Source organism: Nocardia aurantia (assembly GCF_009604425.1).
GTDB lineage: Bacteria > Actinomycetota > Actinomycetes > Mycobacteriales > Mycobacteriaceae > Nocardia > Nocardia aurantia.
On record NZ_WEGI01000002.1, the window covers coordinates 143225 to 161375 of the forward strand.

13 protein-coding genes and 1 riboswitch are annotated in these 18151 nt (G+C 70.4%); of the genes, 6 read left to right on the top strand and 7 right to left on the bottom strand.

What is annotated here, in order from left to right:
* The first annotated feature begins 90 nt into the window (after nucleotides 1–90).
* Complete coding sequence (gene hrpA, locus NRB56_RS04060; protein ID WP_153339163.1) at nucleotides 91–4665, top strand: ATP-dependent RNA helicase HrpA; 4575 nt, start codon at nucleotides 91–93, stop codon at nucleotides 4663–4665.
* 45 nt (nucleotides 4666–4710) lie between these two features.
* On the opposite strand, the gene nrdR is transcribed toward hrpA, so the two are convergent.
* From nrdR to NRB56_RS04075, 3 genes are all read right to left on the bottom strand, one after another.
* Nucleotides 4711–5187: a transcriptional regulator NrdR gene (gene nrdR / locus NRB56_RS04065; RefSeq protein ID WP_153339164.1), complete on the bottom strand. Its 477-nt coding sequence runs from the start codon at nucleotides 5185–5187 to the stop codon at nucleotides 4711–4713.
* Nucleotides 5188–5364: 177 nt separating this feature from the next.
* On the bottom strand, nucleotides 5365–5655 hold the full coding sequence (locus NRB56_RS38210; RefSeq protein ID WP_194290718.1) for a hypothetical protein: 291 nt from the start codon (nucleotides 5653–5655) through the stop codon (nucleotides 5365–5367).
* Between the two features lie 409 nt (nucleotides 5656–6064).
* Nucleotides 6065–6565, bottom strand: a complete 501-nt coding sequence (locus tag NRB56_RS04075) for a LysM peptidoglycan-binding domain-containing protein (protein WP_153339165.1) — start codon at nucleotides 6563–6565, stop codon at nucleotides 6065–6067.
* Nucleotides 6566–6905: 340 nt separating this feature from the next.
* Here NRB56_RS04075 and lexA point away from each other — a divergent pair, with 340 nt between their 5' ends.
* A complete protein-coding gene (gene lexA, locus NRB56_RS04080) occupies nucleotides 6906–7613 on the top strand; it encodes a transcriptional repressor LexA (RefSeq protein ID WP_319942640.1) in 708 nt (235 codons plus the stop codon).
* Between the two features lie 39 nt (nucleotides 7614–7652).
* Here lexA and NRB56_RS04085 read toward each other — a convergent pair whose 3' ends face one another.
* The 3 genes from NRB56_RS04085 to NRB56_RS04095 all read right to left on the bottom strand — a co-directional run bounded on the left by NRB56_RS04085 (nucleotide 7653) and on the right by NRB56_RS04095 (nucleotide 10571).
* Complete coding sequence (locus NRB56_RS04085) at nucleotides 7653–8003, bottom strand: hypothetical protein (RefSeq protein ID WP_153339166.1); 351 nt, start codon at nucleotides 8001–8003, stop codon at nucleotides 7653–7655.
* Between the two features lie 131 nt (nucleotides 8004–8134).
* The gene (locus tag NRB56_RS04090; protein ID WP_153339535.1) at nucleotides 8135–9184 is read right to left on the bottom strand and encodes a cytochrome c oxidase assembly protein; all 1050 of its coding nucleotides are present in this window, start codon (nucleotides 9182–9184) and stop codon (nucleotides 8135–8137) included.
* A 376-nt stretch (nucleotides 9185–9560) separates the two neighbouring features.
* On the bottom strand, nucleotides 9561–10571 hold the full coding sequence (locus NRB56_RS04095) for a cation diffusion facilitator family transporter (protein ID WP_319942530.1): 1011 nt from the start codon (nucleotides 10569–10571) through the stop codon (nucleotides 9561–9563).
* Nucleotides 10572–10691: 120 nt separating this feature from the next.
* Nucleotides 10692–10865: riboswitch (M-box (ykoK) riboswitch) on the top strand.
* 565 nt (nucleotides 10866–11430) lie between these two features.
* Here NRB56_RS04095 and NRB56_RS04100 point away from each other — a divergent pair.
* The 4 genes from NRB56_RS04100 (at nucleotide 11431) to NRB56_RS04115 (ending at nucleotide 16552) form a co-directional block, all read left to right on the top strand.
* Complete coding sequence (locus tag NRB56_RS04100; protein ID WP_194290719.1) at nucleotides 11431–13200, top strand: NRAMP family divalent metal transporter; 1770 nt, start codon at nucleotides 11431–11433, stop codon at nucleotides 13198–13200.
* Nucleotides 13201–13392: 192 nt separating this feature from the next.
* Nucleotides 13393–13731 (top strand): histone-like nucleoid-structuring protein Lsr2, encoded by a 339-nt coding sequence (locus NRB56_RS04105; protein ID WP_019927967.1) that lies wholly within the window; start codon nucleotides 13393–13395, stop codon nucleotides 13729–13731.
* Between the two features lie 662 nt (nucleotides 13732–14393).
* On the top strand, nucleotides 14394–15710 hold the full coding sequence (locus NRB56_RS04110) for a diguanylate cyclase domain-containing protein (RefSeq protein ID WP_153339167.1): 1317 nt from the start codon (nucleotides 14394–14396) through the stop codon (nucleotides 15708–15710).
* A 29-nt stretch (nucleotides 15711–15739) separates the two neighbouring features.
* The gene (locus tag NRB56_RS04115) at nucleotides 15740–16552 is read left to right on the top strand and encodes an SAM-dependent methyltransferase (RefSeq protein WP_319942531.1); all 813 of its coding nucleotides are present in this window, start codon (nucleotides 15740–15742) and stop codon (nucleotides 16550–16552) included.
* A 291-nt stretch (nucleotides 16553–16843) separates the two neighbouring features.
* Here NRB56_RS04115 and NRB56_RS04120 read toward each other — a convergent pair whose 3' ends face one another.
* On the bottom strand, nucleotides 16844–17869 hold the full coding sequence (locus NRB56_RS04120) for an alpha/beta hydrolase (protein ID WP_153339168.1): 1026 nt from the start codon (nucleotides 17867–17869) through the stop codon (nucleotides 16844–16846).
* Between the last annotated feature and the right edge of the window lie 282 nt (nucleotides 17870–18151).

Here is an 18151-nt window from a genome sequence, read left to right on the forward strand (position 1 = left end):
ACCTCTCGCCGCGATAGCAACCGTTCGGTAACCGGGCGGTCGGACCGCCCCGATCACGGGGTCCGCCGATTCGCTACCCTGAACAGTGCAATGACCAGGACCGCCGCCATTCCCCGCGAGCTGCGCACCCGCCTGGCCGATCTCTCGATCCGCGACGAATCCCGGTTGCGCCGGCGGCTCGATCAGGCCCGCGGCAATTTCGACGATCTCGAGGCCGAGATCACGGCCGCCGAGGGCCGTATCCGGGCCCGGCGTGCCGCCGTGCCCGAGATCCGCTACCCCGAACAGCTGCCGGTGTCGGCGCGCCGCGACGATATCGCCGCGGCCGTCGCCGCGCATCAGGTCGTGGTGATCGCCGGCGAGACCGGATCCGGCAAGACCACCCAGATCCCCAAGATCTGCCTGGAGCTCGGCCGCGGCATCCGCGGTGTCATCGGCCACACCCAGCCCCGGCGGCTGGCGGCGCGCACGGTCGCCGAGCGCATCGCCGAGGAGCTGGGAACCGAGCTCGGCGAGGTGGTCGGCTACTCGGTGCGCTTCACCGACCAGGTGTCCGACCGGACGCTGGTGAAGCTGATGACCGACGGCATCCTGCTCGCCGAGATCCAGCGCGACCGGCTGCTGCGCCGCTACGACACGATCATCATCGACGAGGCGCACGAGCGCAGCCTCAACATCGACTTCCTGCTCGGGTATCTGAAGCAGTTGCTGCCGAAGCGGCCGGATCTGAAGGTGATCATCACCTCCGCGACCATCGATCCCGAACTGTTCGCCCGGCACTTCGCCGACGCCGACGGCACACCGGCCCCGATCGTCGAGGTCTCGGGCCGGTCCTACCCGGTGGAGCTCCGCTATCGGCCACTGGCGCTGGAGGTTCCGGCTCGGAGCGAGGACGACGAGGACGACGACCCCCGGGTGGTGGATCGCGATCCGGTCGATGCCATCGGCGACGCCGTCCGCGAACTGCTCGCCGAGGGCGACGGCGACGTGCTGGTGTTCCTGTCCGGTGAACGCGAGATCCGCGACACCGCGGACGCCTTGCGGGATCTGCGGCTGCCGCGCACCGAGATCCTGCCGCTGTACGCGAGACTGTCAGCCGCGGAACAACATCGGGTGTTCGAGTCGCACACCGGCCGGCGGGTGGTGCTCGCCACCAACGTGGCCGAGACTTCGCTGACCGTGCCGGGCATCCGCTACGTCGTCGACCCGGGAAGTGCTCGTATCTCCCGATATTCGATGCGCACCAAGGTGCAACGGCTGCCGATCGAGCCGATCTCCCAGGCCTCCGCCCGGCAGCGGTCGGGTCGTTGCGGCCGAGTCGCGGACGGCATCTGCATCCGGCTGTACTCCGAGAACGATTTCGAATCCCGCCCGGCGTTCACCGAACCGGAGATCCTGCGCACCAATCTCGCCGCGGTGATCCTGCAGATGACCGCGCTCGGCCTGGGCGACATCGAGAACTTCCCGTTCGTGGAGCCGCCGGATCGCCGCGCGATCCGCGACGGCATCGGGCTGCTGGAGGAACTGGGCGCCCTGGGCCAGTCGGAGTCCGGCGGCCGGGAACAGGCCGCCGACCTGGTACTGACCCCGGTGGGCCGGGAGATGTCACAGTTGCCGGTCGATCCCCGGATGGCGCGAATGCTGGTGGCGGCCAACGGCAACGGCTGCCTGGCCGAGGTGCTGGTGATCGTCACGGCGCTGTCGATCCAGGACGTCCGGGAGCGTCCGGCCGAATTCCAGCAGGCCGCCGACACCAAACACGCCCGATTCACGGTCGAGGGTTCGGACTTCCTCGCCTACCTGCGGTTGTGGGACTACCTCACCGAGCAACGGAAGGCGCTGTCGTCCAACCAGTTCCGCCGGATGTGCCGGGACGAGTTCCTGCACTACCTGCGGATCCGGGAATGGCAGGACCTCCAGGGCCAACTGCGCACCATCACCCGTGGTCTCGGCTGGACGGCCGACACCGGTGGTGCCGACGGAGTGCCTGCCCGCAGCCGGACGGGCAACCGCGACAACCGAATCGGCCGCGACGAGCAGAGCGGCGGTATCGGCGGCCGCACCGGCGACAGCGATCCGCCCCCGGGTGATTCCGGCGACAGTGCTGTGCCCTCCGGCGATTCCGGCAACAGCACCGGCGACGACGGTGAGCATGCAGGTGACTTCGGCAGCCGCACCGGCCACGGCGACAGGCGGGCGCGCCGAGGGAGCAACCGGCCCGGCGACAGTGGTGATCGGGACAACGCGAGCAGGCGGGCCCACGACAGCGGCGGCAGCCGGAACAACCGCGGCAGCCGCAACGACAGTGGCAGCGGCCGGAACGACAGTGGCAGCGGCCGGAACGGCAGTGGTAGCGGCACGAACCGCGACGGCGGCGGGCGAACCGGCGACCGCAGCGGCCGAACTCGCGATGGTGGCAGTCACGGCGGTATCGCCACCGGTGGCCGGAACGCCGCCGACCGTGGCGGCACTCGGCCCGAGCGCCCGCAGCCCGGCCGGGGCGACCGGACAGCGGCGGGCCGCGATTCGTCGGGACGTCCGCAGGTCGTCGAAACCCTGTCGGCGAGTGGCGATTCCGACGGCCTGCCATGGGACGTCGCGACGATCCACCAGTCCCTGCTGGCAGGCATGTTGTCGCACATCGGGTTACGGGAGGCCGAGACCCGGGAGTTCCTCGGCGCCCGCGGCGCGAAGTTCATGATCTTCCCGGGGTCCGCGCTGGCCAAGAAGCCGCCGCGCTGGGTGATGGCCGCCGAGCTGGTGGAGACGTCGCGGCTGTGGGGCCGGATGGCGGGGCGGATCGAGCCGGAATGGGCCGAGCGGCTGGCCGGTGATCTGGTGAAACGCACCTACTCCGAACCACATTGGTCGGCGAAACGCGGCGCCGCGATGGCCTACGAGCGTGTGACGCTGTACGGGATCGCCCTGGCGGCCCAGCGGCGCGTCGACTTCGGCCGGATCGATCCCGAGCTGTCGCGCGAACTGTTCATCCGGCATGCCCTGGTCCAGGGCGAGTGGCAGACCCGGCACGAATTCTTCCACCGCAACCGGGATCTGCTGGAGGACGTCGCGGATCTGGAGAACCGGGCGCGCCGCCGCGACATCCTCGTCGACGACCAGGTGCTGTTCGAGTTCTACGACCGGCGGCTGCCGGCCGACATCGTATCGGTGCGGCACTTCGACAGTTGGTGGCGCAAGGCCCAGCGCAACGAGCCGGAGCTGCTCGACTTCTCGGCGTCGACGGTGGTCAACGAGAACGCCGCGGTGCTCGATCCGACCGCGTTCCCGGACAGTTGGCGGCAGGGTGAGCTGACCTTCCCGCTCACCTACCAGTTCGAGCCGGGTCAGGCCGACGACGGTGTCACCGTGCATGTTCCGGTGGCGCAGCTGGCGCACATCCGCGCGGTCGGCTTCGACTGGCTGGTCCCCGGGATGCGCGAGGAACTGGCGGCCGCGCTGATCAAGACACTGCCTAAACACTTGCGGCGCAGCGTGGTTCCGGCCCCGGACTTCGCGCGGGCGGCGCTGGCCCGGCTCGCGCCCCGGGCGGAGCCGCTGCGGACCGGTTTGGCCCGGGAACTCTCGCAACTCGGCGCGGTGACGATCACACCGGCCGATCTGGACCCCGCCGGGCTGCCGGATCATCTGCGCGTCACCTTCGCCGCGACCGCACCCGACGGCACCCCGGTCGACCGGGACAAGAGCCTCGCCGCGCTGAAAACCCGCCTGTCCGACCAGGTGTCGAAGTCGGTGGCGCGCGCGACGCAGGCGGCCGAGCGGGCGCCGGCGGCGGCGTGGACCTCGGAATCGCTGGGCACTCTGCCGTCGACCGTCCGCCGGGAGGTGGGTGGTCAGACCATCACCGGTTACCCGGCACTGGTGCCCGAGGGTGAGGGTGTGGCGGTGCGGGTGCTGTCCTCCCCGGCCCGGCAGGCCGCCGCGATGCGCGCGGGCACCCGCGCGCTGGTGCTGAAGGAGCTGCCGTCCTCGGTGCGGGCCGTCACCGCGGGCCTGTCCCCGGCGGATCGGCTGGCGTTGAGCCAGAATCCGTACGGTTCGCTGGACGCGCTGATCGAGGACTGCCGGGCGTGCGCCGCCGACGAACTGATCGCCGCGCACGGCGGCCCGGTCCGCAGCCCCGACCGGTTCCGCGCGCTGCTGGAGCGGATCCGGCCGGAATTCGGTGACACCGTCGCGCGCTTGGTGCGGCTGGTGGTTCCGGTGCTGGCCGAGGCGCATCGGGTGCGCGCGGCGTTGACCGGTACCACCGATCGGGAGATCGCCGACGATGTCCGCCATCAACTGGACGAATTGGTGTTTCCCGGCTTCATCAGCGAGTTCGGCAGCATCCGGCTGCGCGAGCTGCCGCGATACCTGCAGGCGGCGACGGCCCGGCTGGCCGCGCTGCCCTCCTCCGCGAACCGCGACCGCCAGGGCATGGCCGAACTCGATCGCGCGCTGGACGTCTACCAGCGCCTGCTCGACGCGCTGCCCGAGGCGCGTCGCACCGGCCGGGATGTCACCGAAATCTGGTGGATGATCGAGGAATTGCGCGTGGGCCTGTTCGCTCAGCAACTGGGCACGCCGTATCCGGTGTCCGCCAAGCGAATCGAGAAGGCCGTGGCCGCGGTGCGCACCACACCCGCGAGTCGTCCTGCGCGGTGAGCGAATTCGGCACCGGCGTGGCCTCGGCGGGCCACGCCGGGACGGTCATTCTGCGCCGGCGGCGACCGAGTGCTCGGCGCGGTGGCGGCGCAGGTCCGCGATCTCGCGCTCGAAATCCTCGGCGGAACTGAAGGATCGGTAGACCGAGGCGAATCGGAGATACGCGACCTCGTCGAGATCGCGCAGCGGGCCGAGGATCGCGAGACCCACCTCGTGACTGGGTATCTCGGGAGAACCCTTGGCGCGCACCGCGTCCTCGACCTGCTGGGCCAGCAGGTTCAGCGCGTCGTCGTCGACCTCGCGACCCTGGCACGCGCGCCGGACGCCGCGAATGACCTTCTCCCGGCTGAACGGTTCGGTGACGCCGCTGCGTTTGACCACCGACAGGATCGCGGTCTCGACCGTGGTGAACCGGCGACCGCACTGCGGGCACGAGCGGCGGCGCCTGATCGCCGAGCCTTCCTCGGCCTCACGCGAGTCCACCACCCTGGAGTCGGGGTTGCGGCAGTACGGGCAATGCATCCGAAATCCTTCGTCGATGCGGAACTCACCACCACACCCCATCCGGCAGCGCGTTCGGCGAGCGATTGTTCAGGGCTCTGTACCCAGCGATAGGGTATACCGCACCAGCAGGTCGTATCGCTTCACAGCGTTTTCAGGATACTCGAATGTATCCGGCCCATGACCGGCCGCCCCGAATCACCAGGCAAACCGCCAGCCACCGGTCAGATCGGCGAGCAGCTCGGGCAGCCGCGGCAGCATGCGCCCCCGGGCCAGTTTGTCGGGGAACGGTGCGGCGAGCACCGGCCCGGCCGCGGTCGGATCGTCGCGGAGGTCGAGGTATCGCGGCAGCAGATCACCGATGATGTAGCGCCAGCGGCTGTCCCGGTCCGCCCAGTCGAAATCCGGCAGCGCGGTGCGCAGCGAGGCGGGGCGGCCGTCGACGTCCACGGTGAGGGTAATCGGCGCGAAGACGCCGGGGGCCCGCACGTCGGCACCGCCGCCTCACCGGCCAGCGTGCTGACGTAGGTCAGCACGCGGCCCAGCGCGCCCCGACCGGCGGCGGTCTCGTCCCATTGATCGGCGACGATCCGATTCTGTTCGCGGTCGGTCATCCGCATGAGCGCGTCGCGATAACCCGCGGCACCGCCGGCCGCGAAGGTGTGCTTCTGCAACACCATCAACCGGATTCGGCACCAGGTCAGATCGTCGTCGGTCAGCCGCGGCCCCTCGAGGCCGAGCAGCCGCAGATCCGAGGGCAGCGCGGCCACCGGCACGGGTGTGCGCCGGAGCCGATCGGCCACCGTCCCCGAGGGCGTGCACACCCGTCGCGCCGATCGTGGCGCCGCGATCGAGGTTTCCGGCCACGTCGCCGGACCTCGACAACCGCGCGGCGCGGTCAGCGCGCGTGGACGGGAACGATCAGCGTCCGCCCCGGCGCCACCTCCGCGCCCCGTAAACCGTTGAGGTCCACGATCTTGCGCACCACCTCGCGCGCCGGATCCTCCGGATCGACCCGCTGCGCCACATCGGCCAGCGACTCGCCCTCGCCGACCTGCACCAGCGCGGTGCGCGTGGCACTGGCGTCGGCCGAGCGGATCTGCGCCAGCGCGATCAGTCCCGCGACCACCGCGGCGCTGAGCAGCGCGGCCGCCGCGAGCGACGCGAGACCGAGTTGGGCCCGCTCCACCCGCGCCGCCGCGTCGAGCCCGCGCGGACGGCCCGCCATCCGCGCGGGTTCCGCCGCGACCGCCTCGGGCCGGTGGCTCGCGGGGCGCTGCACACCGGCGAGACAGGCGTAGGCCGCCGATCGGGGCCTGGTCGCCACCGGCCGCCGCCGTTCGGCGACGGGGACCGAATCGGTGGTGGCGGTGTCGAATTCGCTGATCGCAGTGCGCATCGGAGGACCTCCAGGAGGGTGTGCGAGATGTGTACGGATCGGTGGGACAGGATGCGAGCCCGAGCATTCGCTCATGCGTTCGAAGAACAACTGTTCGAATTTCTACCACGAGGCACCGACGAAGTCACCGGTTCGGCCGACATGCGTCGAACAGATGTTTGAAACCGGCAGTTGACCGGACTACATTCGAAGCACCCGCAGTACGGACACGCGGTGCGCAAGCGAGCAGTACAGCACGAGTAGTACGACAGAACGGAGGACGGCGACCGTGAGCGAATTTCCGGCGGACGGGCACGACGACGTGGCCGGCGTCGCCATCGATGCCATCGATGACGGTGCCATCACTGAGGGCGGCACCGACGGCGAGGGCACCGGACCGGCCGGCACCGGGACGGATCTCACCGTCCGGCAGCGCAGGGTGCTCGATGTCATCCGCAGTTCGGTGAGCGAACGCGGGTATCCGCCGAGCATCCGGGAGATCGGTGACGCCGTCGGGCTCACCTCGACCTCCTCGGTCGCCCACCAGCTACGGGCCCTGGAGCGCAAGGGGTATCTGCGCCGCGACCCCAATCGTCCACGCGCCGTGGACGTTCGCGGCCTCGACGAGACCGTGGTGCGCGCCACCGGCGGGCATCTGCGGCCGGTGTCGACCGAGCCGTCGGCCGAACATCCCACCCCCACCTACGTGCCGGTCCTCGGCCGGATCGCCGCCGGTGGCCCGATCCTGGCCGAACAGGCGGTGGAGGACGTGTTCCCGCTGCCGCGCGAACTCGTCGGCGAGGGCTCGCTGTTCCTGCTGAAGGTCGTCGGCCAGTCCATGGTCGACGCCGCGATCTGCGACGGCGACTGGGTCGTCGTCCGCCAGCAGAACGTCGCCGAGAACGGCGACATCGTCGCGGCGATGATCGAGGGCGAGGCGACGGTCAAGACCTTCAAGCGCACCGGCAAGGATGTCTGGCTGATGCCGCACAACTCGCTGTTCGAGCCCATCCCCGGCAACGACGCGCGGATCCTCGGCAAGGTCGTCACGGTCATCCGCAAGATCTGAGGCCGGGCCCGAAAGGTGTTCACCCGCAGGCGGTCTCGCTCAGCGGGTGAACACCTCGGTATTGCGGGCGACCGTGTGCACGGAGGCGTCGCCGCGGTCGCGATTCTCGCAGAGCACGCTCACCACGTGCCGCCCGGCGGGCAGCGGGCCCGAATCGAGATCGACGACGCCGTCGGCCCCCACCGGCCGCCACGGGCCGTCGACCCCGTGCGCCGCGATCTGACAGCGATAGCCGGGATGCTCGCCGGTCACGTGCGCGGTGATGGCGCCGTCGCCGCGGAAGACCGCCACCGGCGAGGCGGCGGCCGGGCCGGCGCCGGTCACGGTCGCGGCGGCCAGCGCCACGGGCAGGCCGGCAGCGGGTACAGCGGAACGGCGGAGTCCAGGCACGCCCCCATCATCGGTGTTCGGTCATGAGTTTTCGATGACTCCGGACCGAGTGTTGCCGGAATGCTGCCAGAATCTCGTTCCGGCGACCGCCGGAGCGTCGGTGACCCCGCGATTTCCGGCTCCGCGCAGAGTCAGCGCCGGAATCGATCTCGCAGTTGGGGATCGTTCTCCCACCAGAGTCCAGTGGTAGCGGGTTCGGCATCGTCGCCGGGCGAGGCCGGAGCCGCGGCATGGACCCGACCGGAATGCCGACGTACCCCGGCCCGCGAATCGGCGCCGGACTCGATTGCCGATCGTTCGCCGGAATCGCCGGATTCGGTCGCGGCCGCGAGCTCGATCGCATCGAGTTCCGCATCGACCGCACGGGCGTGCCGCCGTTCGTCGGCCGCCCACGCGCGCATCAGCGTCAGCAGATACGGGAGGCCCAGCACATCGCCGAGCACCCAGATGATGCCCGCGCCGATGATCTGGTCCAGCCGCGGATCCGGCCCCCAGGTGCGCCCGATACTGTCGAAATAGCCTGCGGCACACAGTGGTCCGAGCCACAGCACCAGGCCGAGGATGCCGTCGGCCAGTGATTCGAAGACGGTGACGAGCAGCGAGATCGCCTGCGAACGACGCCGCGGCACCGGATCGGTTTGCAGTCGCGAGTAGAAGTACAGGAAACCGATGGCCACCAACAGGATCCGGGTCAGCGCGTCGGCCGCACCGTGCCGCAGCACCACCTCGAACCAGGGCGACAGGAACAGGACCCACGGGCTGACGAGGATGGCCAGCGACGCGGTGGCCGGGGCGGTCAGCGCCCGCGCGAACGACGACGCCAGCACCCGATCCACCCGAGCGCGGCCGTCCGCCCCCAGTGCCGCGCGCAGCACCGTGACCGGTCGCCCCGCGGCCAGCCCGAACGGCACCACGTAGAGCAGCAGCAAAGTCTGCAAGGCCCGGACCCAGAACAGCGTCGACGAATACGCGCCGATCGCACTGATCCCGCTGAGCAACCAGATACCCGTGCCCATCAGCAGAAACGCCGCGGCGCGGCCCATCGGCGGGGCCTCGCCCCGGCGCGCCGCGCGGCGCCGGGCCACGCAGTATCCCGCCGCGAGCGCCACGGTCACCACCACCGTGGACACGTCCCAGCGCCAGGATTCGAAGGCGGACTGCACGGTCAGCGGCATCGGCATCCATCGCACCGCGCGATTATCGACCTCGCGCCCGCGGGCCGGACCCGCACCCCCTCCGAATCGCCGGGACCGGCCTCCGGCGAAAGCCGAGGTCGACGTCCGTCGCACACGAACGCATCGCCGCGTCGCGTCACCTCGCCGGACTCGGCAACCATCAACAGCCGCCCAAGTCCATCGACTGCCGAACCCCGGCGGAGCGACGGCCACGGGAACGAACCGCCCGGCCAGAACGCCGGGCACCGTCCGCTAGGCGGCGTGGTGAACCGGTGGCCGCCGCCACGGGCGTCGCAGCCGAATCGCTGACTACGGCCGCGGACAGCAGGCGCCGATGACATTCCGGGATGCCGCCTGCCGGAGACCGACTCCGGCCGGGCGCTCAGCGTTCGGCGGCGGCCTGCGGGCGGTGGTGGATGGGGCCGTGCGCGTCGCCGCAGTGCGGGTCGCGGCCGTCGCCGAGCTGGATCAGTTCGGCGCGGGCATGGTCGACCTGGAGGGTGGTGTGGCCGATGTGGTGGGTGCCGGACAGCCAGTGCGCCACGTCTTCTCGCACGGCGTGGCAGTCGCGGCCCGGTTCGACCAGGATGTGCGCCGACAGGGCGGGCGTACCCGAGGTGATCTCCCAGATGTGCAGGTCGTGCACCTCGACCACGCTGTCACGGGCGGCCATCGCCCGGCCGATCTCGTTCGGGTCCAGGTCGGCGGGCGCCGCCTCCAGGAAGATCCGGCTGGCCGCGCGGACCAGTTCGATGCCGGCCTTCAGCATCAGCGCGACCACCAGCAGGGTGGCGATGGCGTCGGCGCGGGCGAAACCGGACACCCACATCACCGCGCCCGCCACGGCGGTGGCGACGAACGCGAACAGGTCCGTGAGGATGTGCTGGAACGCGCCCTCGACGTTCAGGCTGGTCCGGTTGGCGCGGGATATCATCCAGGTCGCCGTGAGATTCACCACGATGCCCACCAGGGCGACCCCCAGCACCAGACCTCCGGTGACCGCCGGCGGGTGGATCAGGCGGCGCACCGCCTCCACCGCCAGCCAGATACCGAGCCCGATCAGGGTGATCCCGTTGACCTGCGCGGACAGGATCTCGACCCGCCGCCAGCCGAAGGTCATCCGCCCGGCCGCCGGGCGCGCCGCGAGGCGCATCGCACCCAGCGCCAGCGCGATCGAGGCGGCATCGGTGAGCATGTGCGCGGCGTCCGAGAGCAGGGCCAGCGATCCGGCGACGACGCCCGCGATCACCTCGCCGATCAGGAAGAGCACGATCACCACCAGGGCCGCCGCCAGCCAGCGCCGGTCGCTGTCGGAGCCGCCGCCGATCGCATGGCTCGCGTGGCTGTGCCCCGCGTGCGCGTGGCCGTCCCCGGACCCGTGTGCTGCGCCCACCGCGCTCTCCTCTCGTTCCGCCCGGCTTGACCGCGATAGTATGCACACATCGCTATGTATGCAAGGCGACGAGCGCGACCGGCTTGACTTCTCCAGCATCCCGGTTCACTATTTCCGTGTTCAGCACCTCGCTAGGCGAGGCTCCTGTACGAACACAGGCCACTGATCCGACGACGTCGAGAGACGCCCAGGGTTAGGACAGATCTCCCCGGATTAAGGGGTGATCCGAAGTGGCTTCCCGGCCCGCCCGGGACACGTCGTACAGTGCCGAAGCTCTGACGAGAGGGGTGCGCTTTCCCGCCTTTCCGGCGGAATCGCCTCCCTTTCCGTGGTGCCGATCAATGGTTCGGTGGAACGACGCGCGCGTGCGTCTCGGCAGCAAGGAGGTGAGGGGACGACATGAAGTCCGGCGATAGTCCGTATCCGAGTAGCCCGGTTCGACAATCCGGTTCGTTCCCGGCTTGCTGCGACCGCTCCGCCGACGCCTGATCGAGTCTCCCGGTCCGCGCGCCGCCCGCCCTCTCGCGCTTCCGCGCGCCCGCCGAGGGCTACCGGCGGCGTTACCCCGTGCTCGTGATGCGTCCGGAAACCGTTGTGGCAGCCGACCTTTCCCGCAGGAGCGAGCCGATCTGCTCGCGGCCCGCACCCCGGTCGCGGTCGTCACCGACTCTCTCGGCGGGCACACCCGCCGTCCCTGACGGATCCCCGGGTGCGCCGAATCCGTTGCACCGCAATCTCTTCCCGACCTCACGGCAGCGCGGCCGGAGGCCGGTTCCACCGGGTGCGCCCACGATGCCGGGAATGCCGGCTCCGCTCACCCCCGAACCCGTAGACCGAGTTCAGAAAGGAAGGAACGGCGATGGCCTTCTTCTCCGCCGGCGGGAACCGCCGCGACACCACGACGGTTCCGGCGCCGCCGGCCCACGCGACCACCGCCGTGATGGACACCGCGCATGTCGGCGACATCGTCGGCGCGCTCGGCACCATCCGCGAAACCGACACCCCGCACGGCCGCAGCCGCGGGCAGCGATTGCGGATGCTGCTGGCCGTGCTGGGCCCGGGACTGATCGTCATGGTCGGCGACAACGACGCCGGTGGGATCGCCACCTACGCGCAGGCCGGCCAGAACTACGGCATGGCGCTGGCCTGGACGCTGCTGTTGCTGATCCCGGTGCTGTACGTGAATCAGGAGATGGTCGTACGGCTCGGCGCGGTCGCGGGGGTCGGCCACGCCCGGCTGATCTTCGCCCGATTCGGAAAGTTCTGGGGCGCTTTCAGTGTCGGCGATCTGTTCGTCGTGAACGCGCTCACCATCGTCACCGAATTCATCGGGGTCTCGATGGCGCTGGGCTACTTCGGGCTGCCGAAGGCGGTCGCGGTGCCGCTGGCGGCGGTGCTGTTGTTCGCGATGGTGGCGGGTGGTTCGTTCCGTCGCTGGGAGCGATTCCTGTTCGGGCTCATCGCGATCAACATCGTGATGTTCCCGCTGGCGTTCCTGGTGCATCCGCGCGCCGGGACCGTCGGCGCCGGATTCCTGCCGTCGTTCCCCGGCGGGCTGAATTCCACGCTGCTGTTGCTGATCGTCTCGATCGTCGGCACCACCGTCGCGCCCTGGCAGCTGTTCTTCCAGCAGTCCAACATCATCGACAAGCGCATCACCCCCCGCTGGATCCGCTACGAGCGCGTCGACCTCTGTGTCGGCATCGCGGTGGTGATGGTCGGCGCGATCGCGATCATGGCCGCCACCGCCTTCGGGCTCGGCGGCACCGCATCCACGGGCGGCACCGCCGGCGCCGGCCCCTTCACCGATGCCGGTGCGGTCGCGCACGCCCTGCACGACCATCTGGGCGCCGCCGCGGGCGCGCTGTTCGCGATCCTGCTGCTGGACGCCTCACTGATCGGGGCCAACGCGGTCGGCCTGGCGACCACCTACGCCCTCGGCGACACCCTCGGCAAGCGGCATTCGCTGCACTGGAAGATCTCCGAGGCGCCGGCGTTCTACCTCGGTTACGCGGCGCTCCTGGGCGTCGCCGGCGCGATCACGTTCAGCCCGGACCATGTGCTGGGCCTGATCACCCAGGGGGTGCAGGCGCTGGCCGGGGTGCTGCTGCCGTCGGCCACGGTGTTCCTGGTGCTGCTCTGCAACGACCGGGCGGTGCTGGGGCCGTGGGTGAACACCACCCGGCAGAACGTTCTCGCCGGTGTCATCGTGTGGTCGCTGGTGCTGCTGTCACTGGCGCTGACCACCGCGACCTTCTTCCCGGAGGTGTCGACCGGGACCCTGGAGGCCGGGTTCGGCGCCGGTGCGGTGATCGGGGCGCTCGGCGGCGCCGCGATCGCGGTGGCCCGGCATCGCGGCGATCGCCGCGCCGCGGAACGCACGGCGGCCGAGTTGGGCGGCCTCGATCCGGATCAGGTCGAGGAACTCGACACGACCCCGCTGTCCCGAGCCGAGCGCAAGGCCATCGTCGAACAGGATCGCGACAATTGGCGCACCCCGGCGCTGGATACCCTGCGGCGCCCGGCGTTCTCGGCGCTGCGCGCGGCGGGGATGATCGCGCTGCGCGGCTACCTGGCGATTGCCGTGACGCTGGTGGTGGTGAAGATCATCCGATCCATCGGCGGCTGAGCGCGGAGACCCGCTGACCACGGGATTCGCGCATCCGAATGGCCCGGAATTCGCCCGCGCATTGTTTTACCTGCCCTTTCTGCATTCCCGCGAGAAACGCCGAAATACGCTGGGTTCGCTGTCCCCGACATCGCTGAGGTACGGTATAGAGAATCCCAGATGATCCGTGTGTCCGTGTGAAAGGGCTCGCTCATGGCCAAGAAGGTCACCGTCACACTCATCGACGATTACGACGGGAAGTCCAAAGCGGATGAGACCGTGCAGTTCTCGATCGATGGCGTGGCCTATGAAATCGATCTGTCAACCCTGAATGCCGGCAAACTCCGGGGATCGCTCGAGCCCTGGACGGAAAAGGCCCGGAAGGTGGGCCGGCTGAAGGTGGGTGGCGGTCCGGCTCCACGTAAGTCGGGCGCCGACCGCGAGCAGACGGTGGCGATCCGGGAATGGGCGAAGAAACACGGCTACAACGTGTCCGCTCGCGGTCGAATTTCTTCGGAGATCGTGGCCGCCTACCACAAAGCCAACAAGTAGCGCCACCGGGCGAAACAACGTCTGCGGCCGGGCCGGGTTTCCGCGTCGAGCACGCGAACCCGGCCCGGCCGCGTCGTTTCCGGCGCAGGCCGGGCGGGCTCTGCCGCCCGCCGCCGCCACCGAATCGGCCGGGACGATCGGCGCGCACTCCGATTGCGCGCGCGCATCCCGAGAATGGCGTAGCGGAGGATTCGGGCGGGCATTCGCGACTGCGCGAAGTGGCAATCGGCCCAACTGTGCCAGAGGCGCTCGGCGATGCCGCGGAAGCCGGAACGACGCCACGGGAACAACCCCGCCGGGAAGCCCGGGGCCGCTCGGCCGGTAACGCTGCCGGCCGGTCCGGCAAGGCCGTTCACGTGGTCCGCATCGGGTGATCGGAAGGGTATCGCCGCAGAGTGCGGGGCCCGGAAAGAGAGGGTGCGCCCGCCGAGGGGGAAATTGAGGGAATCGGACTCGGCGGGCGCGATGAGCCGCGGCCCGATCGGGGGGTCATCGACCGAGGCTCATCCGACAGCCTAGCTCGTCTCGCACTGATCGGCACTGTCACAACATGATTCACAGCGAATAGCTAGGTTCGGTACCTCCGTACCGAACCGGGGTCCGGCGCGCGGCGCGGTAGTCTGGGGACCTGCTTCGGCGTCGGATCCGGCGGGGGTGATCATGTGACACACAATCGCGAATTCGCGGAACTGGCTCGGCAGTGGCGAATCGCGGTGGCCGACACCGGTTTCGTACCGATGCCGATGCGCGAACTCGACCGGCTGCTGACCGGATTCCTGTTCCGGCTGGCCGCGGCGGTCGCCACCGAGCCGGCCGACCTCGCCGGCGCCGAGGCCGTCGGCGCGGAGCTGGTGAGGGCCAACCTGACCGATCCGCAGGTGCTGTCCCGTTCGTTCGCCGCGCTGGCGCCGCTCGCGGGAATGCTTGCGCCGCACAGCGATCGGCTGATGGCGGCGCTCGGCGCGCTCGCCCGCGGTTACACCGAGGAGCTGCTGGCCACCCGCGCCCGGCATCAGGAGATGCTGCACACGGCGATGGCCGAGGCACGCAATGCCGCCGAGATCAGATTCCGGGTGGTGTTCGACAACACCGCGCTCGCGATCGGCATCGGCGACGCCGAGGGCCGGTTGGTGGACGCCAATCCGGCGCTCACCACCATGCTGCGACTCCCCCTGACCCGGCTGCGCGACCGGCCCGTCGCCGATCTGGTGCATCCGGACGATCGCGACGAGTTGCGCGCCGGCATCGCCGCTCGACTCGCGGCCGCGGACGGGGGCACGATGCGGCTGGAGCTGCGCTACGCACGCGAGGACGGCTGCGTGGGCTGGGCCGCCTGGACGGTCACGCTGGTCCCCGAATCCGGTTCGCGCGCAGCCTATCTCCTGATCGTCGGCGAGGACACGACCCAGCAGCGCGCGCTGCAGACGGAACTGCACCGCCAAGCCCGGCACGATCCGCTGACCGGGCTGCCCAACCGCCGGCAGCTGATCGACACCATGGCCGAGCTCATCGAGGCCGCCGCGCCGGGCGACCGGATCGGCCTGGGCTTCCTGGATCTGGACGGCTTCAAGGCGGTCAACGACACCCACGGTCACGGCACCGGCGACCGGCTGCTGGCGGCCGTCGCCGCGCGGCTGGCCCGGCACGCCGAACCCGAACTGCTGGCCCGGGTCGGCGGCGACGAATTCGTGGTGCTGTTCCCGCCGCCCTGTGATGTGCACCGGGTCTCCGTCGTGGCCGAGCGGTTGCTGGAGGCGGTGGCCGAGCCGATTCCGGTGGACGGTCTGCTCCTGAGCATCTCGGCCTGTCTGGGCGCGGTGGTCACCGCGGTCGCCGGCACCGACGCGGAACACCTGCTCGACGCCGCCGACACCGGGCTCTACCGGGCCAAAGCCGCGGGCCCGAATCGCTGGGTGCTGCACACGCCGCGCGCCGATATCCGCCCCGTCGCCGTCTCCGAGAACACAATCCTGGACTGATCACGCGGTTGCGGGAAGTATGGGTGGTCGTGCAACCTTTGCTCCCCGACTGGGCGGCCGATGACATCGACCCCCGGATACCCAGCCCCGCACGGGTTTACGACCACCTGCTGGGTGGTTTCGCCAACTTCGAGGTGGACCGCCGGATCGCCGCGAAGATGATCGAGGTCATCCCGGAGGTGCCCCGGACGGCGCGGGCCAACCGCGCGTTCCTGCAGCGTGCCGTGCGGTACCTGGCGGAGGCGGGCATCGATCAGTATCTGGATCTCGGTTCCGGAATTCCGACCGCGGGCAATGTGCACGAGATCGCGCAGCGGGTCGATCCGGCCGCGCGGGTGGTGTACGTCGACATCGATCCGGTGGCGGTGACGATGAGCCGCCGGCTGCTCACCGGCAATCCGAACGCCACGGCCGTGCACGGCGATTTCACCGATCTGCCAGCGGTCCTGGCACATCCGCAGGTGACCGGGCTGCTCGACTTCTCGCGGCCGATCGCGGTACTGCTGGTGTCGGTCCTGCATTTCGTCTACGACGACGCCGTCGCCGAGCGGCTGTTCGCGCGGTTGCACGAGGCGCTGGCACCGGGAAGCCATGTGGCGCTGTCACATCTGACCCGGGAGGGGCCCGCCGAGCAGTTGGAGCGGATGCGGGCGGTCACCACCGAGGTCACCGGTCGCGGCGACAAACTGCGCACGCATGCCGAAATCAGCACGCTGCTGGGCGATTTCGAGCCAGTCGAACCGGGGCTGGTACATCTGGCGCGCTGGCGGCCGGATCCCGACCAGCCGCTGCCGGAATTGCGGCCGCTGGACGGTTTCGCCGCTGTCGCGGTGAAGCACTGAGCAATCCGGTACCGAGCCGTCCGGGGCGGCCTGCCACCCCGGACGGCGATCGCCCTCGCTACGGGATGAGCAGCAGTCCGAAGAAGCCGGAGACTGCGCCGAGCAGTTGATCGAAGAAGTGCGTAATCATTCGGTTCGTCCTTCCCTTCATCCGAGTGCGGTGTCGCGCTGCCGATACCCGCATACCGGTCTGTTGCGACGGAATGCGTTGGTACTACCGGGGTATTCGGCGCGCCCGGCCGCGCGGACCGGTCGCCGGCACTTGCGAATTCCGGCCGCGCGCGCCGATCGTCAGCGGCCCAGGGCGCGGGCGAGCGCGGGCCACGCCTCGCGCACGGCCTGCTGCCAATACGGCCAGGCGTGCTGACCGCCGGGCAGATAGCGGACCGTGGCCGCGATCCCGTCGGTGTCCAGCCGGGCCGCGAGTTCGCGGGTGCAGTCGGCCACCGCCGCCTCCAGGCCGCGCCCCGGCGGCGAAGTCGGCGCGCCGTCGGCCCGGCCCGGGGCCGCCGGATCACCGGCGGTGACAACAAGTTCGGTGCCGCGTAGCTTCGCGAGGTTGGCGTCGGCCGACGGATCCCGGTCCGTCCACGCGGGCGCGCCGTCGGCGCCCCACATGTTCCAGGGATTGCCGCCCCCGGAGAGGACGACCGCCTGCACGTAGCGCCGTCCGGGATCCGTGCCGGTCTGCGCGCATCCACTGAACGAGCCGACCCCGCGGTACAAGCCCGGCGCGGCCTCCGCCAGCGCCAGCGCGGAGGTGGCCGACATCGACACCCCGGCGATGGCGTTGCGCCCGTTGCCGTCGAAGGCCGCGTCGATCAGTGGCGGCAGTTCGGCGGTCAGGAACGTGGTCCACCGGTTGCGGCCGAGTACCGGGTCGTCGGCGACCCAATCGGTGTAATAAGTGTACCTGCCGTCCAGCACGTCGACCAGGGTGACGTCCTTGCCGGCGGTGAAGTCGCGGATATCGGTGCGAGTCAGCCAGGACACCTCGGTGCCGTCGGGGAACAGGCCGTCCTCGGCGCCGTTGAGCAGGTACAGCACCGGCCGCGGCCCGGCCGGCCGGGCGGGGGCGACCACCGCCAGCCGGACGGTCCGCCGCATCGCCGCCGAGTACACCGACACGTCCGAGCGGCGGTCGTCGACGCGGTCCACCCGCTCGATGTACGAGCCGTCCGGCGCGGTGGCCGCCGCCGGGCCCTCCCCCGCCGCGATTCCGGATCCGACGGCCGTCCAGCTCGCCGCCGTCAGCAGTACCGCCGCCACCGAACCCGCCGCGCGCCGGGCGATGCCCCGCAGGAAAGGCCGTGCCATACCGCCACACTCGCTCATGTCGTACCGGAAAAGCGACCGTCCGGCGCATTCCGGACAGTCGGTGCGGCAACGATACAGGCGGCCGCGGAGTTCCCGGTCAGAGGTTCACCGGCCGGCCGCGCCACCGGTCGGTCACCCACCCGGCACCGACCGTGGCGAATTTCCAGCATCCATTCCGCGTCCGATCGGGGTCGATCGGCCCCCGATTTCGGCGTGCAACACGGAATGTATCGGCGTAACGTCACCCGGCAATCGGCCGGCACGCACACCTCCGAACAGGTG